Source organism: Enterobacter sp. 50588862 (assembly GCF_001462935.1).
Lineage (GTDB): Bacteria > Pseudomonadota > Gammaproteobacteria > Enterobacterales > Enterobacteriaceae > Enterobacter > Enterobacter bugandensis.
Map to the genome: position 1 here is coordinate 199836 of NZ_LNHM01000036.1, position 18260 is coordinate 218095.

Genomic DNA, 18260 nt, shown 5'->3' on the forward strand with positions numbered 1-18260 from the left:
CCATTGCCTTTAGCCCATAAATGCAGGCTGTTTTTTCTCGTACGCTGAGATGGCGTCCTCGTGCTGGAGCGTCAGGCCAATGCTGTCCAGACCGTTCAACATGCAGTGGCGACGGAAGGCATCAATGCTGAAGCTGTAGGTCTTATCCCCGGCTTTCACCACTTCCGCTTCCAGATCCACCTCAAACGCCATCCCCGGATTTGCCTTAACCAGCGCGAACAGTTCATCGACCTGCTCGTCGCTCAGCGTCACCGGCAGCAACTGGTTGTTGAAGCTGTTGCCGTAGAAGATATCCGCGAAGCTCGGGGCGATAACCACCTTAAAGCCGTAGTCGGTCAGCGCCCAGGGCGCATGCTCACGCGAGGAGCCGCAGCCGAAGTTTTCCCGCGCCAGAAGAATGGATGCACCTTTGTATTCCGGGAAGTTCAGGACGAACTCCGGGTTTGGCACTTCGCCTTTGTCGTCCAGAAAACGCCAGTCGTTGAACAAGTGTGCGCCAAAACCGGTGCGGGTTACTTTCTGCAAAAACTGCTTCGGAATGATCGCGTCCGTATCGACGTTAGCGGCGTCCAGCGGGACAACACGGCCCGTATGTTGGGTAAATTTCTCTGCCATGATTGTCTCCTTATTTCAGGCTGCGAATATCGGCGAAATGGCCGGTGACTGCCGCAGCGGCGGCCATTGCCGGGCTGACCAGGTGGGTGCGTCCACCCCGGCCCTGACGGCCTTCAAAGTTACGGTTGCTGGTGGAGGCGCAGCGCTCGCCCGGATTCAGGCGGTCGTTGTTCATCGCCAGACACATGGAGCAGCCCGGCAGGCGCCATTCGAAGCCTGCTTCGATAAAGATCTTATCCAGTCCTTCCGCTTCCGCCTGGGCTTTCACCGGACCGGAGCCTGGAACCACCAGCGCCTGCACGCCCGGCGCCACTTTGCGACCTTTGGCAATCTCTGCCGCCGCGCGTAAATCCTCGATACGGGAGTTGGTGCAGGAGCCGATAAACACCTTATCAATGTTCACGTCGGTCAGCGGTACGCCGGGTTTCAGCCCCATATAGGCCAGCGCTTTTTCCGCGCTGGCGCGTTCGACCGGATCGGCGAAGGAAGCCGGGTCAGGAATGCTGTCGTTGACGGAGATGACCTGGCCAGGATTGGTACCCCAGGTGACTTGCGGCGCAATCTCTTCTGCCTGCAGCGTGACAACGGTATCAAAGGTGGCACCGTCGTCAGTTTTCAGGGTTTTCCAGTACGCGACCGCGTCGTCAAAATCCTGACCTTTCGGCGCGTGCAGACGGCCTTTCACATAGTTGAAGGTGGTTTCGTCCGGTGCGACCAGGCCTGCTTTAGCACCCATCTCAATCGCCATGTTGCACAGGGTCATACGGCCTTCCATGCTCAGCGCCTGAATGGCTTCACCGCAGAATTCCACCACGTGACCGGTACCGCCTGCGCTGCCGGTTTTGCCGATAATCGCCAGCACGATATCTTTCGCGGTGATACCCGGCGCGGCTTTGCCCTTCACCTCAATCTTCATGGTTTTGGCGCGGCCCTGTTTCAGAGTCTGCGTCGCCAGAACGTGCTCAACTTCCGATGTGCCGATGCCGAACGCCAGCGCGCCAAACGCGCCGTGGGTCGCGGTATGGGAGTCGCCGCAGACGATGGTCATGCCCGGCAGCGTAATACCCTGCTCAGGTCCCATCACGTGGACGATGCCCTGATACGGGTGGTTCAGGTCGTACAGCTCCACGCCAAATTCGTTGCAGTTCTTGATCAGCTCCTGCATCTGGATGCGCGCCATCTCGCCGGAAGCATTGATGTCTTTGGTCTGGGTGGAGACGTTGTGATCCATCGTGGCAAAGGTTTTACCCGGCTGGCGCACCGGACGCTTGTGCGCGCGCAGGCCGTCGAAGGCCTGTGGAGAGGTCACTTCGTGCACCAGGTGGCGGTCAATGTACAGCAGCGGGGTTTCGTTTGGCGCTTCGTAGACAACATGCGCATCAAACAATTTTTCATATAACGTCTTGGCCATGATTACACCCCTTCAGCGACATAGCGGGCAATGATGTCGCCCATTTCATCAGTACTGACTGCTGCCGTGCCGCGCGCTAAGTCACCGGTACGGACGCCTTCTTCTAACGCCCGGTTAATGGCGTTTTCAATTGCGGTTGCTGCGTCGCCTGCATCGAGGCTGTAGCGCAGCAGCAGGGCCAGGGAGAGGATCTGCGCAATCGGGTTCGCAATGTTCTTGCCTGCGATATCCGGCGCGGAACCGCCCGCCGGTTCGTACAGGCCAAAGCCTTCTTCATTCAGGCTGGCGGATGGCAGCATGCCCATAGAGCCGGTGATCATCGCGCACTCGTCAGACAAAATATCGCCGAACAGGTTGGAGCAGAGCAGCACGTCAAACTGGGACGGATCCTTAATCAGCTGCATGGTCGCGTTGTCGATGTACATATGCGACAGCTCAACGTCCGGGTACTGCTTAGCGACTTCACTGACGATCTCGCGCCACAAAATGGACGACTGCAGCACGTTCGCCTTATCAATGGAGGTCACCTTATGGCGGCGCTTGCGTGCAGATTCAAAGGCGATATGGGCGATACGTTCAATTTCAAAACGGTGGTACACCTCGGTATCAAACGCTTTCTCGTGCTGCCCGCTGCCTTCGCGACCTTTTGGCTGACCGAAGTAGATCCCGCCCGTCAGCTCACGCACGCACAGGATGTCGAAACCGTTGGCCGCGATATCCGCGCGCAGCGGACAAAACTCTTCCAGCCCCTGATACAGCTTAGCCGGACGCAGGTTACTGAACAGCTTAAAATGTTTACGCAGCGGCAGGAGCGCGCCGCGCTCTGGCTGCTCTGCCGGCGGCAGGTGTTCCCATTTTGGGCCACCGACGGAGCCAAACAGCACGGCATCGGCATTTTCGCAGCCTTCAACGGTGGTTTTCGGCAATGGCGTTCCGTGATTATCAATCGCAATACCGCCCACGTCGTAGTGGCTGGTGGTAATTTTCATCGCAAAACGCGAGCGAACGGCTTCCAGTACTTTCAGCGCCTGTGCCATCACTTCCGGACCAATACCGTCACCCGGCAACACAGCAATATGGTAGTTCTTCGACATTACACGGTTTCCTTGTTGTTCTCTTTATTCTGAGCTTTGCGTTGCAACTCTTTTTCGACTTCAGCGGCGCGCCAGATGTTGTTCAGGACGTGCACCATCGCTTTCGCGGAGGATTCGACAATATCCGTCGCCAGGCCCACACCGTGGAAACGGCGGCCATTATAGTTGACGACGATATCCACCTGACCCAGCGCGTCTTTACCGTGCCCTTTTGCCGTCAGGTCGTATTTCACCAGCTCTACGTCGTACTCGGTAACGCGGTTGATCGCCTGATAGATGGCATCCACAGGGCCGTTACCGTTGGCGGCTTCCGCTTTGATTTCATCACCGCAGGCCAGCTTGACCGAGGCGGTAGCGATGTCGCTGGAGCCGGACTGCACGTTGAAGTAGTCCAGACGGAAGTGCTCTGGCTCTTCCTGCTGCTTGTTGATGAAGGCCAGCGCTTCCAGGTCGTAATCGAATACCTGGCCTTTCTTGTCGGCCAGCTTCAGGAACGCGTCGTAAAGCTGATCCATGTTGTAATCGCTGTCCTGATAGCCCATCTCTTCCATCCGGTGTTTCACTGCCGCACGACCGGAACGGGAGGTCAGGTTCAGCTGAACCTGGTTCAGGCCGATGGATTCCGGAGTCATGATTTCGTAGTTTTCACGGTTTTTCAGCACGCCGTCCTGGTGAATACCGGAGGAGTGGGCGAACGCGCCGGTTCCAACAATCGCCTTGTTAGCCGGGATCGGCATGTTGCAAATCTGGCTGACGGTCTGGCTGGTGCGCCAGATTTCGTTGTGATTGATGCGGGTGTGCACGTTCATGATGTCTTTGCGCACCTTGATCGCCATGATCACTTCTTCCAGTGAACAGTTGCCCGCGCGTTCACCGATGCCGTTCATTGCACCTTCTACCTGACGTGCACCGGCGTGCACCGCAGCGATGGCATTGCCTACGGCCAGGCCCAAATCATCATGGGTATGTACGGAGATGATTGCTTTATCAATGTTAGGTACGCGCTCATACAGGCCGGTAATGATGTTGGAGAACTCAAACGGCATGGTATAGCCGACGGTGTCCGGGATGTTGATGGTTTTAGCGCCCGCGTTGATGGCGGCTTCGACTACACGCGCCAGGTCTTCAATCGGCGTACGGCCCGCATCTTCACAGGAGAATTCAACGTCATCGGTGTAGTTGCGTGCGCGCTTAACCATGTATACCGCGCGTTCAATGACCTCATCCAGCGTGCTGCGCAACTTGGTTGCGATGTGCATTGGTGAGGTTGCAATAAAGGTATGAATACGGAAGGCTTCGGCCACCTTCAGCGACTCAGCCGCAACGTCGATGTCTTTCTCTACGCAGCGCGCCAGACCGCACACGCGGCTGTTTTTAATGGTGCGGGCGATAGTCTGTACGGATTCAAAATCACCCGGAGAGGAGACGGGGAACCCGACCTCCATCACGTCGACGCCCATACGCTCGAGAGCCAGCGCAATCTGCAGTTTCTCTTTTACACTCAGGCTTGCCTGTAATGCCTGTTCACCGTCACGTAAAGTAGTATCGAAAATAATGACTTGCTGGCTCATGGGTTAGGTCCTTGTCAGTCTTAGGGCGCCTTGCTACGAGCATAAAAAAACCCGCGCAGTGGCGCGGGTTTTTAGTCTTACTGGTGACGATTCAACGCTGAATTTCGCCCGCCAGTCTACCGCGCACAGTGGATGCGTTTAGTAGTAGTAGACCGATGAAACGAATGGTGCGTGTCATGAATCGTGCTCCGTTAAATTCAATATGCTTTTAGTGGTACTGGATACAGCTCTGCATGTCAACCCCTGATGGTAAAAACGGCCCCAGAAGGCTAAACAGAGAGGGTGTGTTGTTAAGCTTATTGTGCTGGGTTTTTGATTTTTAACTTCACTAATTGTCTATTTTTGGACTTAAAAAACATTTGCAGAAACGAATAAACATAACGGGTATTTTTCAGGTGACCCAGTCCTCACAAATGCTTTCTCTTTAAACCGTTTTACTATCATCGAGTTATCTTTTTTGAGAGAACTTTTTCTCCCTTCAAATAGAATCATTGATAACAGATTGTTAACTTAATTCTGCTCAATGTCGATAACAGTTTAATTATACTTAAGTCATCCTTAACTGGATGGTTATTGTATATTGATTTGGTTTATGGTTTCATTCAAACACTAAAGTTAAGCATATCCTTTGTGCCGTTTTGCATTATAGCATTATTAGATAATCTTTATATATTCCGATTTTTAAACAATTTCCTTTCGCTGGTCGTATCTGCATGGTAAATCATATTTTTCGAAATTATTACAGTGCGTTGGCGAAGGGAGTGTAGCGTGACAGTGGAGTCAGAAGTGCCAGAAAATAATATTAAACAACCACAGATTACTGATGGAATTAAACCACAGTTACGCACGGTGGATCTTAATCTACTGACGGTGTTTGATGCTGTCATGCAGGAGCAGAATATCACGCGTGCGGCACAAGCCCTGGGGATGTCACAGCCTGCCGTAAGTAATGCCGTTGCCAGGCTTAAGGTTATGTTCAACGACGAATTGTTTGTTCGTTATGGAAGAGGGATCCAGCCTACAGCGCGGGCTTTCCAGCTTTTCGGCTCCATCCGCCAGGCGCTGCAGCTGGTGCAAAATGAGCTGCCGGGCTCGGGCTTTGAACCCTTAAGCAGTGAGCGAGTATTCCATCTCTGCGTCTGCAGTCCATTAGATAATTATCTGACATCAATTATTTATAATAAAGTTGAAGAGATTGCACCTAATATTAATCTCGTCTTTAAATCGTCCTTAAATCAAAACACCGAACACCAGTTACGTTACCAGGAAATCGAATTCGTCCTGGGTTATGAAGAATTCCGCCGTCCTGAATTTTCCTGTGTACCGCTGTTTAAAGATGAAATGGTGCTGGTTGCCAGCAAAAAACATCCACGACTGAATGCGCCGTTACGTGAAAGTGACGTTTATAGCGAACAGCATGCCGTTGTTGCGCTCGACAGATATGCCTCCTTTAGCCTGCCCTGGTACGACACTGCGGAGAAACAGGCGAGCGTGGCTTATCAGGGGATGGCCATGGTCAGCGTATTAAATGTCGTTTCCCAGACGCAGCTGGTGGCAATTGCCCCACGCTGGCTGGCAGAAGAGTTCTCTGGCGCGTTAAATCTGCAAATTTTGCCTCTGCCGCTCAAGCTAAATAGCCGCACCTGCTATCTCTCCTGGCATGAAGCTGCTGGACGGGATAAAGGACATCAGTGGATGGAAGAGCTACTTATTAGCATCTGCCGTCGGTAATCGAGTCAGGATAAATTGCATCTTTGCATGTGATTTATCCTGGTTTTGTTTCTTTTATTAATATTTTGTTCTGTTGCGTATTTTATCTGGCGGCTGCCAGGCCCGTAAAAATAGATGATTTTCTACATCGCCGCGCTTTTCAGCGATGATTTATCATCTCATCCCCTAATTTCAGATGAATTAACCATATCCTCTGACAATGTCTGTTTTTTCTGCTTTCACGGCCTCTTATCTCTCCTGGTTTGCGAATTGCCTGCCTCATAACGAGCGGTTAAGGTAAGTATCACTCTGCAAAATAGAAGACGGGTTCATCCCGATCGCAAGACGGTGCGGAAATGAATTCGGCGGTCCGTCTATAACAAAATGCCTGGAGGCAAAGCATGGAGATGTTGTCTGGCGCGGAAATGGTCGTCCGGTCGCTGATCGATCAGGGCGTAAAGCAAGTGTTCGGCTATCCTGGCGGCGCGGTCCTCGATATTTATGACGCACTGCATACGGTAGGGGGTATTGACCATGTGCTGGTACGCCATGAGCAGGCGGCGGTACATATGGCCGATGGCCTGGCGCGTGCGACGGGTGAAGTGGGCGTGGTCCTGGTCACGTCGGGGCCCGGTGCGACAAACGCCATTACCGGCATTGCGACCGCGTACATGGACTCTATTCCGCTGGTGATCCTTTCCGGACAGGTCGCGACATCACTGATTGGCTATGATGCGTTTCAGGAGTGCGACATGGTCGGGATTTCGCGTCCCGTCGTGAAGCACAGCTTCCTGGTCAAGCAAACCGAAGACATTCCTGGCATTCTGAAGAAGGCGTTCTGGCTGGCGGCAAGCGGGCGCCCGGGGCCGGTGGTGGTCGATCTCCCTAAAGATATCCTGAACCCGGCAAACAAGCTGCCTTATGTCTGGCCGGAATCGGTGAGCATGCGCTCTTACAACCCAACAACGCAGGGTCACAAAGGTCAGATCAAACGCGCGCTGCAAACGCTGCTGGCCGCTAAAAAACCGGTGGTCTATGTCGGTGGCGGGGCCGTCAATTCAGCGTGTGAGGCACAGCTTCGTGAACTGGTTGAAAAGCTCAATCTTCCTGTTGCGTCATCGCTGATGGGACTCGGAGCGTTTCCCGCCACCCACCGTCAGGCGCTCGGCATGTTGGGTATGCACGGTACCTATGAAGCCAACATGACGATGCATCATTCTGACGTCATCTTTGCCGTCGGCGTGCGTTTTGACGATCGTACGACCAACAATCTGGCGAAGTATTGCCCGAATGCCACCGTGCTGCACATTGATATCGATCCGACGTCAATTTCAAAAACGGTGTCTGCTGATGTACCTATCGTCGGCGACGCGCGACAGGTCCTTGAACAAATGCTGGATCTGCTGGCGCTGGAAAACACAGCGCAACCGCTGGATGAAATCCGTGACTGGTGGCAGCAAATTGAGCAATGGCGCGCGCGGCAGTGTCTGAAATATGACACCCAAAGCGAGCATATTAAGCCGCAGGCGGTCATCGAAACGGTATGGCGACTGACGAAAGGCGACGCGTATGTGACCTCTGACGTGGGCCAGCATCAAATGTTTGCCGCCCTCTATTATCCGTTTGATAAACCGCGTCACTGGATCAACTCGGGAGGTTTAGGCACGATGGGCTTTGGCCTGCCTGCCGCGCTGGGCGTGAAGCTGGCGCTGCCAAATGAAACCGTCGTCTGCGTGACCGGAGACGGCAGTATTCAGATGAACATTCAGGAACTTTCCACCGCGCTGCAATATGAGCTGCCGGTACTGGTGCTCAACCTTAATAACGGCTATCTCGGTATGGTGAAGCAGTGGCAGGATATGATCTACTCGGGCCGCCACTCTCAGTCATATATGAAATCGCTGCCGGATTTTGTTCGTCTTGCTGAAGCTTACGGTCATATAGGGATGCGGGTGACCGATCCGGCTGAGCTGGAAACGAAGCTCGCCGAAGCGCTTGAGCACGTTAAAAACAACCGCCTCGTCTTTATGGATGTCATCGTTGATGGAACCGAGCACGTTTATCCGATGCATATTCGCGGCGGCGGTATGGACGAGATGTGGTTAAGCAAAACGGAGAGAACCTGATATGCGCCGGATATTATCGGTATTACTGGAAAACGAGTCTGGCGCACTGTCGCGCGTCATTGGGCTTTTTGCGCAGCGTGGCTATAACATTGAAAGCCTGACCGTGGCGCCAACGGACGATCCGACGCTGTCGCGTATGACGATTCAGACCGTTGGCGATGCCAAGGTAATTGAGCAGATCGAGAAACAGCTGCATAAGCTGGTCGATGTGCTGCGCGTAAGCGAGCTGGGGCAGGGCGCTTACGTTGAGCGTGAGGTCATGCTGGTAAAAATACAGGCCAGCGGTTACGGGCGCGAAGAGGTCAAACGCAATGCGGATATCTTCCGCGGGCAGATCATCGACGTCACGCCTTCTCTTTATACGGTTCAACTGGTCGGAACCAGTGACAAGCTGGACGCTTTCCTGGCATCCGTGCGGGATGTAGCAAAAATTGTTGAGGTGGCGAGATCGGGGATCGTTGGTCTGTCACGCGGCGAGAAAATCATGCGGTAGTTGTTAAAAAGGTTCGCCTCTTTCAGCCCGGTCACCAAAGCCGGGCTTTTTTTTGCGTAATCAGCCGACAACGCAGATAAAAGCGGTTGCCGCGAAGGCTTTTCTGCGTTTAGATGTTAAAAGATTTAACCATAACCTTGACAGGGCCATGGACTCTTTTCTTTTTTTAAGGGGCAATTGTGAAACTGGATGAAATCGCCCGGCTAGCCGGCGTGTCACGAACAACGGCCAGCTATGTGATTAACGGCAAAGCAAAGCAGTACCGCGTCAGCGATAAGACCGTTGAAAAAGTTATGGCGGTGGTTCGTGAGCATAACTACCATCCGAATGCTGTCGCTGCCGGCCTGCGTGCCGGGCGCACCCGCTCTATTGGTCTGGTGATCCCGGATCTGGAAAACACCAGCTATACCCGTATCGCCAACTATCTCGAACGTCAGGCCCGCCAGCGCGGTTACCAGCTGCTGATAGCCTGTTCTGAAGACCAGCCCGATAACGAGATGCGCTGCATTGAACATCTGCTCCAGCGTCAGGTCGATGCCATCATCGTCTCGACCTCCTTACCGCCGGAGCATCCGTTTTACCAGCGCTGGGCGAACGATCCGTTCCCCATCGTGGCGCTGGACCGCGCGCTCGATCGTGAGCATTTCACAAGCGTAGTGGGTGCCGATCAGGATGACGCGGAAATGCTGGCCGCTGAGCTGAGAACCTTCCCCGCTGAAACGGTGCTGTATCTTGGCGCGCTGCCCGAGCTTTCCGTAAGCTTCCTGCGTGAGCAAGGGTTCAGAACCGCATGGAAAGACGATCCGCGTGAAGTCCACTATCTCTATGCCAACAGCTATGAACGCGAAGCCGCTGCGCAGCTGTTCGAAAAATGGCTGGAGACGCACCCGATGCCCCAGGCGCTGTTCACAACGTCATTTGCCCTTCTGCAGGGGGTAATGGATGTCACCTTGCGTCGTGAAGGCAAGCTTCCCTCTGACCTGGCGATCGCCACGTTTGGGGATAACGAGCTTCTCGATTTCCTTCAGTGCCCGGTGCTGGCGGTGGCCCAGCGTCACCGAGATGTAGCGGAACGCGTCCTGGAGATTGTTCTGGCGAGCCTGGATGAGCCGCGCAAACCGAAGCCGGGTCTGACGCGTATCAAACGTAATCTCTATCATCGTGGAATTTTGAGCCGCCATAAATGAAATGACGGGGCGGCGAAAAACCGCCCCTTTTTACTGGAATAATTCGCCGAGTTAATTCCCGCAGTGAAATTAGGATAATTCTTGAGAGTTCCTAATCTACTATTTTTCTTAATTCATTTTGCCGTTTAAAAGGGTCCTTAAAGAATCATGAAGCGATTTTTAAAACCCTCTCTTTGTATTACTTTGTTACAAACCCTCTTCGGTCGATGAATATTCAGACGTTTTTCCTTCCCCTCGACCGGCCAGCAACGCAACCGCCGCTTCCACCGACCGATTGAGTGAATCTGGCGCTGTTATCCCCTGACAATCTGTCATAAAATGCTGCCCGCGTCGCAAACTGACACTTTATATTTATCTGCGATGATATTGAGTGAGCCTTAACGCTAGTGTGCATATTCGGTTTTTTTCTTACAAATATTCATAACGTTAATTTGCCTCGCCAGTTGTGCAGTTATTAACCAGGACTGTTTATCTCTGTAAATAGAGGGCTTTCGGGTCTATACAGGGAGAGTCCTGGCTTGACAAGCTTTTCCCTCGCTCCGTAAACTCCTTTAGGTGGGAATTTGTGGGTTAAAGTGGTGAGGAGGGGTGAGACTGGCATGTTCCGTGGAGCTACGTTAGTCAATCTCGACAGCAAAGGGCGTTTATCGGTCCCAACCCGATACCGCGACCAGCTGATTGAGAATGCTTCGGGTCAAATGGTTTGCACCATTGACATCAACTCCCCCTGCCTGCTGCTTTACCCCTTACCTGAATGGGAAATCATTGAGCAAAAGCTGTCGCGACTGTCGAGCATGAACCCGCAAGAGCGCCGCGTGCAGCGGCTGTTATTGGGACATGCCAGTGAGTGTCAGATGGATAGCGCCGGGCGATTACTGATTGCGCCCGTGCTGCGGCAACATGCCGGTCTGACCAAAGAAGTGATGCTGGTCGGGCAGTTCAACAAGTTTGAACTGTGGGACGAAACGACCTGGTATCAACAGGTCAAGGAAGATATCGACGCTGAGCAGTCTGATTCCGCAACTTTATCGGAACGGCTGCAGGACTTGTCTCTATAAATATGATGGAAAATTATAAACATAAAACGGTGTTACTGGACGAGGCCGTGAACGGCCTGAATATTCGTCCGGATGGCATCTACATTGATGGCACGTTTGGTCGCGGTGGTCACTCGCGTTTGATCCTCTCCCAGCTTGGAGAGGAAGGGCGACTGCTGGCAATCGATCGCGATCCGCAGGCGATTGCCGTGGCACAGACCATCAATGACCCACGCTTTTCCATCGTGCATGGACCTTTTTCTGCGCTCGCTGATTACGTGGCCGAGCGCGATCTCACGGGCAAGATCGACGGGATTCTTCTCGATCTTGGCGTATCTTCACCCCAGCTTGATGATGCAGAACGCGGCTTCTCCTTTATGCGCGACGGTCCGCTGGACATGCGTATGGACCCGACGCGCGGCCAGTCTGCCGCCGAATGGCTGCAGACCGCTGACGAAGCAGATATTGCCTGGGTGATCAAAACCTTCGGCGAAGAACGTTTTGGCAAGCGCATTGCGCGCGCCATCGTTGAGCGCAACCGCGTTGAGCCAATGACCCGCACCAAAGAGCTGGCGGAAGTGATTGCGGCGGCGACGCCGGTGAAGGATAAGCACAAACATCCCGCGACCCGTACCTTCCAGGCGGTTCGCATCTGGGTAAACAGTGAACTGGAGGAAATAGAGCTGGCGCTAAAAAGCTCGCTCGACGTGCTGGCCCCGGGTGGGCGGTTATCCATCATCAGCTTCCATTCGCTGGAAGACCGCATTGTAAAACGCTTCATGCGTGAACAAAGCCGCGGTCCTCAGGTTCCAGCGGGGCTGCCGATGACGGAAGAACAACTCAGGAAGCTGGGGGGCCGTCAGTTGCGAGCATTAGGCAAGTTGATGCCGGGCGAAGAAGAGGTGGCAGAGAATCCACGTGCCCGTAGTTCAGTGCTGCGAGTTGCAGAGAGGACGAACGCATGATCGGCAGAGTGACAGAAACCCTAAGCAAAGTTAAGGGATCGTTAGGAAGCAACGAGCGCCATGCCTTGCCTGGCGTGATCGGCGACGATCTTTTGCGATTCGGGAAACTGCCACTCTGCCTGTTCATTTGCATCATTGTTACGGCAGTTACGGTGGTGACCACAGCTCACCATACACGTTTATTGACTGCGCAACGCGAGCAGCTGGTGCTGGAACGCGATGCGCTGGATATTGAATGGCGAAATCTGATCCTTGAAGAAAACGCGCTCGGCGATCACAGCCGGGTTGAACGGATCGCAACGGAAAAGCTGCAACTGCAGCATGTTGATCCTTCCCAGGAAAATATCGTAGTACAAAAATAAGGGAACACGCGACGCATGAAAGCAGCGGCAAAAACGCTTAAACCAAAACGTCAGGAAGAACAGGCCAACTTCATCAGTTGGCGTTTTGCGTTGCTTTGCGGCTGCATTTTACTGGCGCTGGGTTTCCTGCTGGGACGCGTGGCGTGGTTGCAAATCATCGCCCCTGACATGCTGGTACGCCAGGGCGATATGCGCTCCCTTCGCGTTCAGGAAGTGTCGACTTCTCGCGGAATGATCACTGACCGTTCAGGTCGCCCGCTGGCGGTGAGCGTGCCGGTGAAAGCGATTTGGGCCGACCCGAAAGAGCTGCACGACGCCGGTGGCATCACGCTTGATAACCGCTGGAAAGCGCTTTCAGATGCGCTCAAAATGCCGCTGGATCAGCTAGCCTCCCGCGTCAACGCGAACCCGAAAGGGCGTTTTATCTATCTGGCGCGCCAGGTTAACCCTGACATGGCGGACTACATTCGAAAACTGAAGCTGCCGGGCATTCATCTGCGCGAAGAATCCCGTCGTTACTATCCGTCCGGCGAAGTAACCGCTCACCTCATCGGCTTCACCAACGTCGACAGCCAGGGGATTGAAGGCGTTGAAAAAAGCTTCGATAAGTGGCTCACCGGGCAGCCTGGCGAGCGAATTGTGCGTAAGGACCGCTACGGGCGCGTCATTGAAGATATCTCCTCTACGGACAGCCAGGCTGCGCACAACCTGGCTCTGAGTATCGACGAGCGCCTGCAGGCGCTGGTCTACCGCGAGCTGAACAACGCCGTGGCGTTTAACAAGGCAGAATCCGGCAGCGCCGTGCTGGTGGATGTCAGCACCGGAGAAGTGCTGGCTATGGCCAACAGTCCTTCCTACAACCCGAACAACTTTACCGGCACCGCAAAAGATGCGATGCGTAACCGGGCGATTACCGACGTGTTCGAACCTGGCTCCACGGTGAAACCAATGGTGGTTATGACGGCGCTTCAGCGCGGTATCGTCAATGAAAACACGGTCCTGAACACGATCCCTTACCGTATTAACGGCCACGAGATTAAAGACGTGGCGCGCTACAGCGAATTGACCCTGACCGGGGTGTTACAGAAGTCGAGTAACGTCGGTGTTTCAAAGCTGGCGTTAGCGATGCCGTCCTCAGCGTTAGTAGAGACTTACTCACGTTTTGGACTTGGAAAGGCGACCAATTTGGGGTTGGTCGGAGAACGCAGTGGCTTATATCCTCAAAAACAACGGTGGTCTGACATAGAGAGGGCCACCTTCTCTTTCGGCTACGGGCTAATGGTAACCCCGTTACAGTTAGCGCGAGTCTACGCAACGATTGGCAGCTACGGCGTCTATCGCCCGCTGTCCATAACCAAAGTTGATCCACCGGTTCCGGGCGAGCGTATCTTCCCGGAATCCATCGTTCGTACCGTTGTGCACATGATGGAAAGCGTGGCGCTGCCGGGCGGCGGCGGCGTGAAGGCGGCCATCAAAGGCTATCGCATCGCCATTAAAACCGGTACGGCGAAAAAGGTGGGGCCAGACGGCCGCTACATCAACAAATACATTGCCTATACCGCAGGCGTTGCGCCTGCTAGCAATCCGCGTTTTGCGCTGGTGGTCGTGATTAACGATCCACAGGCGGGTAAATACTACGGCGGCGCCGTTTCCGCGCCTGTGTTTGGCGCCATCATGGGTGGCGTGTTACGCACCATGAACGTTGAACCAGATGCGCTGGCGACGGGCGAAAAAAGTGAATTTGTAATTAATCAAGGCGAGGGTACAGGTGGCAGATCGTAATTTGCGCGACCTTCTCGCTCCGTGGGTGCCAAATGCACCGGAGCGAGCACTGCGAGAGATGGTACTGGACAGCCGCGTGGCTGCTTCTGGCGATCTTTTTGTGGCAGTGGTTGGTCATCAGGCGGACGGGCGTCGTTATATCCCGCAGGCGATTGCGCAAGGTGTGGCTGCCATTATTGCTGAGGCTAAAGACGAGGCAACCGACGGTGAGATCCGGGAAATGCACGGGGTGCCGGTTATCTATCTCAGCCAGTTGAATGAGCGTCTCTCTGCACTGGCAGGACGCTTTTATCACGAACCTTCCGACCAACTGCGTCTGGTTGGCGTGACGGGCACGAACGGAAAAACCACCACCACGCAGTTGATGGCGCAGTGGGCTCAGTTGCTGGGTGAAACCGGCGCGGTGATGGGGACCGTGGGTAACGGCCTGCTGGGCAAAGTGAGCCCGACGGAAAACACCACCGGTTCTGCGGTTGACGTACAGCACGTGCTTGCCGGTCTGGCAGGGCAGGGGGCAACCTTTGCCGCGATGGAAGTTTCTTCGCACGGCCTGGTACAGCATCGCGTCGCGGCACTGAAGTTTGCTGCTTCAGTGTTCACCAACCTGAGCCGCGATCACCTTGATTATCATGGTGATATGGAACACTACGAAGCCGCCAAATGGCTGCTGTTCTCAACTCACCATTATGGCCAGGCCATCATCAACGCCGACGACGAAGTGGGCCGCCGCTGGCTTGCGAAGCTGCCAGACGCGGTAGCGGTGTCGATGGAAGACCATATCAATCCGAACTGCCACGGCCGCTGGCTGAAGGCCGTTGACGTTAACTATCACGACAGTGGCGCGACGATCCGCTTTGCCTCTTCCTGGGGTGAAGGTGAAATTGAAAGCCGCCTGATGGGGGCGTTCAACGTCAGCAACCTGCTGCTGGCGCTGGCAACGCTACTGGCGCTGGGTTATCCGATGGCGGAACTGCTGAAAACGTCAGCGCGTCTACAGCCGGTTTGCGGCCGTATGGAAGTGTTTAGCGCGCCGGGCAAACCGACCGTGGTTGTCGATTATGCCCACACGCCGGATGCGCTGGAAAAAGCGCTGGAAGCGGCACGCCTGCACTGCACCGGTAAACTCTGGTGCGTCTTCGGCTGCGGTGGCGATCGCGACAAAGGTAAACGTCCCCTTATGGGCGCCATTGCCGAGCAGTTCGCGGACATTCCTGTGGTCACCGATGACAATCCGCGTACCGAAGAGCCGCGCGCCATCATTAACGACATTCTGGCGGGTATGCTGGACGCCGGTCGCGCCCGTGTGGTGGAAGGCCGCGCGGAAGCCGTGACAAACACCATCATGCAGGCAAAAGAAAATGATGTCGTTCTGCTGGCCGGTAAAGGTCATGAAGACTATCAGATTGTTGGCAATCGTCGTCTGGACTACTCCGACCGCGTAACGGCAGCGCGTCTGCTGGGAGTCGTCGCATGATTAGCATCACCTTAAGCCAGGCCGCTGCGGTACTGCACGGCGAGCTGCTGGGCCAGGATCTGACCATTGACGCGGTCACCACCGACACCCGTAAAGTGACCGCGGGCTGTCTGTTTGTGGCGCTGAAAGGCGAACGTTTTGACGCGCATGATTTTGCCGGACAGGCCAAAGAAAACGGCGCTGGCGCGCTGCTGGTCAGCCGCAGGCTGGATATCGATTTGCCGCAGATTGTGGTGAACGATACGCGTCTCGCGTTCGGTGAACTGGCCGCCTGGGTTCGTCAGCAGGTACCTGCTCGCGTTGTCGCGCTGACCGGGTCATCGGGCAAAACGTCGGTGAAAGAGATGACGGCGGCCATCCTCAGCCAGTGCGGTAATACGCTTTATACCGCAGGTAACCTCAATAATGACATCGGCGTGCCGATGACATTACTTCGCCTGACCAAAGAGCATGAATTTGCGGTGATCGAGTTAGGGGCAAACCACCAGGGCGAAATCGCCTGGACCGTGAGCCTGACTCGCCCGGAAGCGGCGCTGGTGAATAACCTCGCGGCAGCGCATCTGGAAGGCTTTGGCTCGCTGGAAGGCGTGGCGAAAGCGAAAGGCGAAATCTACACCGGTCTGCCTGCTGACGGCATTGCCATTCTCAATGCCGACAACAACGACTGGCTGAACTGGCAGAGCATCATTGGCTCGCGTAAAACCTGGCGCTTCTCGCCGAACGCGGCCAACAGTGACTTTACCGCGACCAATATCCATGTGACGTCGCACGGTACGGAATTCACGCTTGCTACCCCAACGGGTGACGTAGACGTGCTGTTACCGCTGCCGGGACGCCATAACATCGCCAATGCGCTGGCTGCAGCGGCCTTGTCGACGGCGGTGGGAGCGTCACACGAGGCGATTAAAACCGGGCTGGCGAATTTGAAAGCCGTGCCGGGACGCCTGTACCCGATCCCGCTTGCAGAAAACAAATTGCTGCTTGATGACTCCTACAACGCGAACGTCGGCTCAATGACGGCGGCGGTGCAGGTGCTATCTGAAATGCCGGGCTACCGCGTCATGGTGGTTGGCGACATGGCGGAGCTGGGCGATGAAAGCGAAGCCTGTCATACCCAGGTGGGTGAAGCGGCGAAAGCGGCGGGGCTGGACTGCGTGCTGAGCGCAGGAAAACTGAGCCAGGCGATTAGCCATGCCAGCGGCGTTGGCGAACATTTTGCCGACAAAGCCGCGTTGATTGAGCGCCTTAAGGCATTAATTACAGAAAAACAAATTGTGACAGTGTTAGTGAAAGGTTCACGTAGTGCCGCCATGGAAGAGGTTGTGCACGCATTACAGGAGAACGGGACATGTTAGTTTGGCTGGCCGAACATTTGGTCAAATATTATTCAGGCTTTAACGTCTTTTCGTATCTGACGTTTCGCGCCATCGTCAGCCTGCTGACTGCGCTGTTCATCTCGTTGTGGATGGGCCCGCGCATGATTGCCCGTCTGCAAAAACTCTCTTTCGGCCAGGTCGTACGTAACGACGGTCCGGAGTCGCACTTCAGCAAGCGCGGTACGCCGACGATGGGCGGGATCATGATCCTGACCGCGATCGTCGTTTCCGTACTGCTGTGGGCCTATCCGTCTAACCCGTACGTCTGGTGCGTGCTGACCGTACTGGTGGGCTACGGCATTATCGGGTTTGTGGATGATTACCGTAAAGTCGTCCGCAAAGACACGAAGGGCCTGATTGCCCGCTGGAAGTATTTCTGGATGTCAGTGATTGCGCTGGGCGTTGCCTTCGCGCTGTATCTGGCAGGAAAAGATACGCCCGCCACCGAGCTGGTGGTGCCGTTCTTTAAAGACGTGATGCCGCAGCTGGGGCTGTTCTACATCCTGCTGGCCTACTTTGTGATTGTTGGTACCGGTAACGCCGTTAACCTGACCGATGGCCTGGATGGTCTGGCGATTATGCCAACCGTCTTCGTGGCGGCTGGTTTTGCGCTGGTGGCGTGGGCGACCGGTAACATGAACTTTGCGAACTACCTGCACATTCCTTATCTGCGTCACGCGGGTGAGCTGGTGATCGTCTGTACGGCGATAGTCGGCGCGGGGCTGGGCTTCCTCTGGTTCAACACCTATCCGGCGCAGGTCTTTATGGGTGACGTCGGTTCTCTGGCGCTGGGCGGTGCGCTCGGCATTATCGCCGTGCTGCTGCGTCAGGAGTTCCTGCTGGTGATCATGGGCGGCGTGTTTGTGGTTGAAACCCTGTCGGTGATTTTGCAGGTCGGCTCCTTCAAGCTGCGCGGTCAGCGCATCTTCCGTATGGCGCCGATCCACCACCACTATGAACTGAAAGGCTGGCCGGAGCCGCGCGTGATTGTGCGCTTCTGGATTATTTCGCTGATGCTGGTGCTGATTGGCCTGGCAACGCTGAAGGTACGTTAATC

General features: G+C 54.8%; 16 protein-coding genes. 11 read left to right on the plus strand and 5 right to left on the minus strand.

The genetic code is table 11. The annotated features are described in order from the left end of the window. Positions 1-9: 9 nt before the first annotated feature. From leuD to leuL, 5 genes are all read right to left on the minus strand, one after another. Positions 10-615, minus strand: coding sequence for a 3-isopropylmalate dehydratase small subunit (gene leuD, locus APT89_RS19160; RefSeq protein WP_028015497.1), 606 nt, complete (start codon positions 613-615; stop codon positions 10-12). Positions 616-625: 10 nt separating this feature from the next. Then, complete coding sequence (leuC, locus tag APT89_RS19165) at positions 626-2026, minus strand: 3-isopropylmalate dehydratase large subunit (RefSeq protein WP_028015498.1); 1401 nt, start codon at positions 2024-2026, stop codon at positions 626-628. Between the two features lie 2 nt (positions 2027-2028). Further along, positions 2029-3120, minus strand: coding sequence for a 3-isopropylmalate dehydrogenase (gene leuB, locus APT89_RS19170; protein WP_045259450.1), 1092 nt, complete (start codon positions 3118-3120; stop codon positions 2029-2031). Continuing rightward, positions 3120-4691, minus strand: a complete 1572-nt coding sequence (gene leuA, locus APT89_RS19175) for a 2-isopropylmalate synthase (protein WP_028015499.1) — start codon at positions 4689-4691, stop codon at positions 3120-3122. The genes leuB and leuA overlap by 1 nt, the downstream gene beginning before the upstream one ends. 91 nt (positions 4692-4782) lie before the next feature. Beyond that, positions 4783-4869 carry a leu operon leader peptide gene (gene leuL / locus APT89_RS24835; RefSeq protein ID WP_071993742.1) on the minus strand — a complete coding sequence of 29 codons (87 nt, stop codon included), beginning with the start codon at positions 4867-4869 and terminating at the stop codon, positions 4783-4785. A 608-nt stretch (positions 4870-5477) separates the two neighbouring features. Between leuL and leuO the strand changes: the two genes are divergently transcribed. The 11 genes from leuO to mraY all read left to right on the plus strand — a co-directional run bounded on the left by leuO (position 5478) and on the right by mraY (position 18258). After that, positions 5478-6422 carry a transcriptional regulator LeuO gene (leuO, locus tag APT89_RS19180; RefSeq protein ID WP_041911249.1) on the plus strand — a complete coding sequence of 315 codons (945 nt, stop codon included), beginning with the start codon at positions 5478-5480 and terminating at the stop codon, positions 6420-6422. A gap of 380 nt (positions 6423-6802) precedes the next feature. Further along, positions 6803-8527, plus strand: a complete 1725-nt coding sequence (ilvI, locus tag APT89_RS19185; RefSeq protein ID WP_028015500.1) for an acetolactate synthase 3 large subunit — start codon at positions 6803-6805, stop codon at positions 8525-8527. 1 nt (position 8528) lies between these two features. After that, positions 8529-9020, plus strand: coding sequence for an acetolactate synthase small subunit (gene ilvN / locus APT89_RS19190; protein ID WP_045259452.1), 492 nt, complete (start codon positions 8529-8531; stop codon positions 9018-9020). 179 nt (positions 9021-9199) lie between these two features. Continuing rightward, positions 9200-10207: a catabolite repressor/activator gene (gene cra, locus APT89_RS19195; RefSeq protein WP_014168621.1), complete on the plus strand. Its 1008-nt coding sequence runs from the start codon at positions 9200-9202 to the stop codon at positions 10205-10207. 599 nt (positions 10208-10806) lie between these two features. Further along, positions 10807-11265 carry a division/cell wall cluster transcriptional repressor MraZ gene (mraZ, locus tag APT89_RS19200; RefSeq protein WP_014882537.1) on the plus strand — a complete coding sequence of 153 codons (459 nt, stop codon included), beginning with the start codon at positions 10807-10809 and terminating at the stop codon, positions 11263-11265. A gap of 2 nt (positions 11266-11267) precedes the next feature. Beyond that, complete coding sequence (rsmH, locus tag APT89_RS19205) at positions 11268-12209, plus strand: 16S rRNA (cytosine(1402)-N(4))-methyltransferase RsmH (RefSeq protein ID WP_028015503.1); 942 nt, start codon at positions 11268-11270, stop codon at positions 12207-12209. After that, positions 12206-12571, plus strand: a complete 366-nt coding sequence (gene ftsL / locus APT89_RS19210; RefSeq protein WP_006173860.1) for a cell division protein FtsL — start codon at positions 12206-12208, stop codon at positions 12569-12571. Before rsmH ends, ftsL begins: the two co-directional genes overlap by 4 nt. 15 nt (positions 12572-12586) lie before the next feature. Beyond that, positions 12587-14353 (plus strand): peptidoglycan glycosyltransferase FtsI, encoded by a 1767-nt coding sequence (locus APT89_RS19215; protein WP_028015504.1) that lies wholly within the window; start codon positions 12587-12589, stop codon positions 14351-14353. Next, complete coding sequence (gene murE, locus APT89_RS19220) at positions 14340-15827, plus strand: UDP-N-acetylmuramoyl-L-alanyl-D-glutamate--2,6-diaminopimelate ligase (protein WP_014882540.1); 1488 nt, start codon at positions 14340-14342, stop codon at positions 15825-15827. Before APT89_RS19215 ends, murE begins: the two co-directional genes overlap by 14 nt. Continuing rightward, the gene (murF, locus tag APT89_RS19225) at positions 15824-17182 is read left to right on the plus strand and encodes a UDP-N-acetylmuramoyl-tripeptide--D-alanyl-D-alanine ligase (protein WP_028015506.1); all 1359 of its coding nucleotides are present in this window, start codon (positions 15824-15826) and stop codon (positions 17180-17182) included. Before murE ends, murF begins: the two co-directional genes overlap by 4 nt. Further along, positions 17176-18258, plus strand: a complete 1083-nt coding sequence (gene mraY, locus APT89_RS19230; RefSeq protein WP_008501985.1) for a phospho-N-acetylmuramoyl-pentapeptide-transferase — start codon at positions 17176-17178, stop codon at positions 18256-18258. Before murF ends, mraY begins: the two co-directional genes overlap by 7 nt. Positions 18259-18260 lie beyond the last annotated feature (2 nt).

What these genes read in the sequence shown, in the direction of transcription:
- mraZ (WP_014882537.1), top strand. Translation starts at nt 10,807, where the DNA reads ATGTTCCGTGGAGCTACGTTAGTCAATCTCGACAGCAAAGGGCGTTTA.
- rsmH (WP_028015503.1), top strand. Translation starts at nt 11,268, where the DNA reads ATGATGGAAAATTATAAACATAAAACGGTGTTACTGGACGAGGCCGTG.
- leuA (WP_028015499.1), bottom strand. Translation starts at nt 4,691, where the DNA reads ATGAGCCAGCAAGTCATTATTTTCGATACTACTTTACGTGACGGTGAA.
- murF (WP_028015506.1), top strand. Translation starts at nt 15,824, where the DNA reads ATGATTAGCATCACCTTAAGCCAGGCCGCTGCGGTACTGCACGGCGAG.
- leuC (WP_028015498.1), bottom strand. Translation starts at nt 2,026, where the DNA reads ATGGCCAAGACGTTATATGAAAAATTGTTTGATGCGCATGTTGTCTAC.
- leuB (WP_045259450.1), bottom strand. Translation starts at nt 3,120, where the DNA reads ATGTCGAAGAACTACCATATTGCTGTGTTGCCGGGTGACGGTATTGGT.
- leuL (WP_071993742.1), bottom strand. Translation starts at nt 4,869, where the DNA reads ATGACACGCACCATTCGTTTCATCGGTCTACTACTACTAAACGCATCC.
- APT89_RS19215 (WP_028015504.1), top strand. Translation starts at nt 12,587, where the DNA reads ATGAAAGCAGCGGCAAAAACGCTTAAACCAAAACGTCAGGAAGAACAG.
- leuD (WP_028015497.1), bottom strand. Translation starts at nt 615, where the DNA reads ATGGCAGAGAAATTTACCCAACATACGGGCCGTGTTGTCCCGCTGGAC.
- ftsL (WP_006173860.1), top strand. Translation starts at nt 12,206, where the DNA reads ATGATCGGCAGAGTGACAGAAACCCTAAGCAAAGTTAAGGGATCGTTA.
- ilvI (WP_028015500.1), top strand. Translation starts at nt 6,803, where the DNA reads ATGGAGATGTTGTCTGGCGCGGAAATGGTCGTCCGGTCGCTGATCGAT.
- ilvN (WP_045259452.1), top strand. Translation starts at nt 8,529, where the DNA reads ATGCGCCGGATATTATCGGTATTACTGGAAAACGAGTCTGGCGCACTG.
- mraY (WP_008501985.1), top strand. Translation starts at nt 17,176, where the DNA reads ATGTTAGTTTGGCTGGCCGAACATTTGGTCAAATATTATTCAGGCTTT.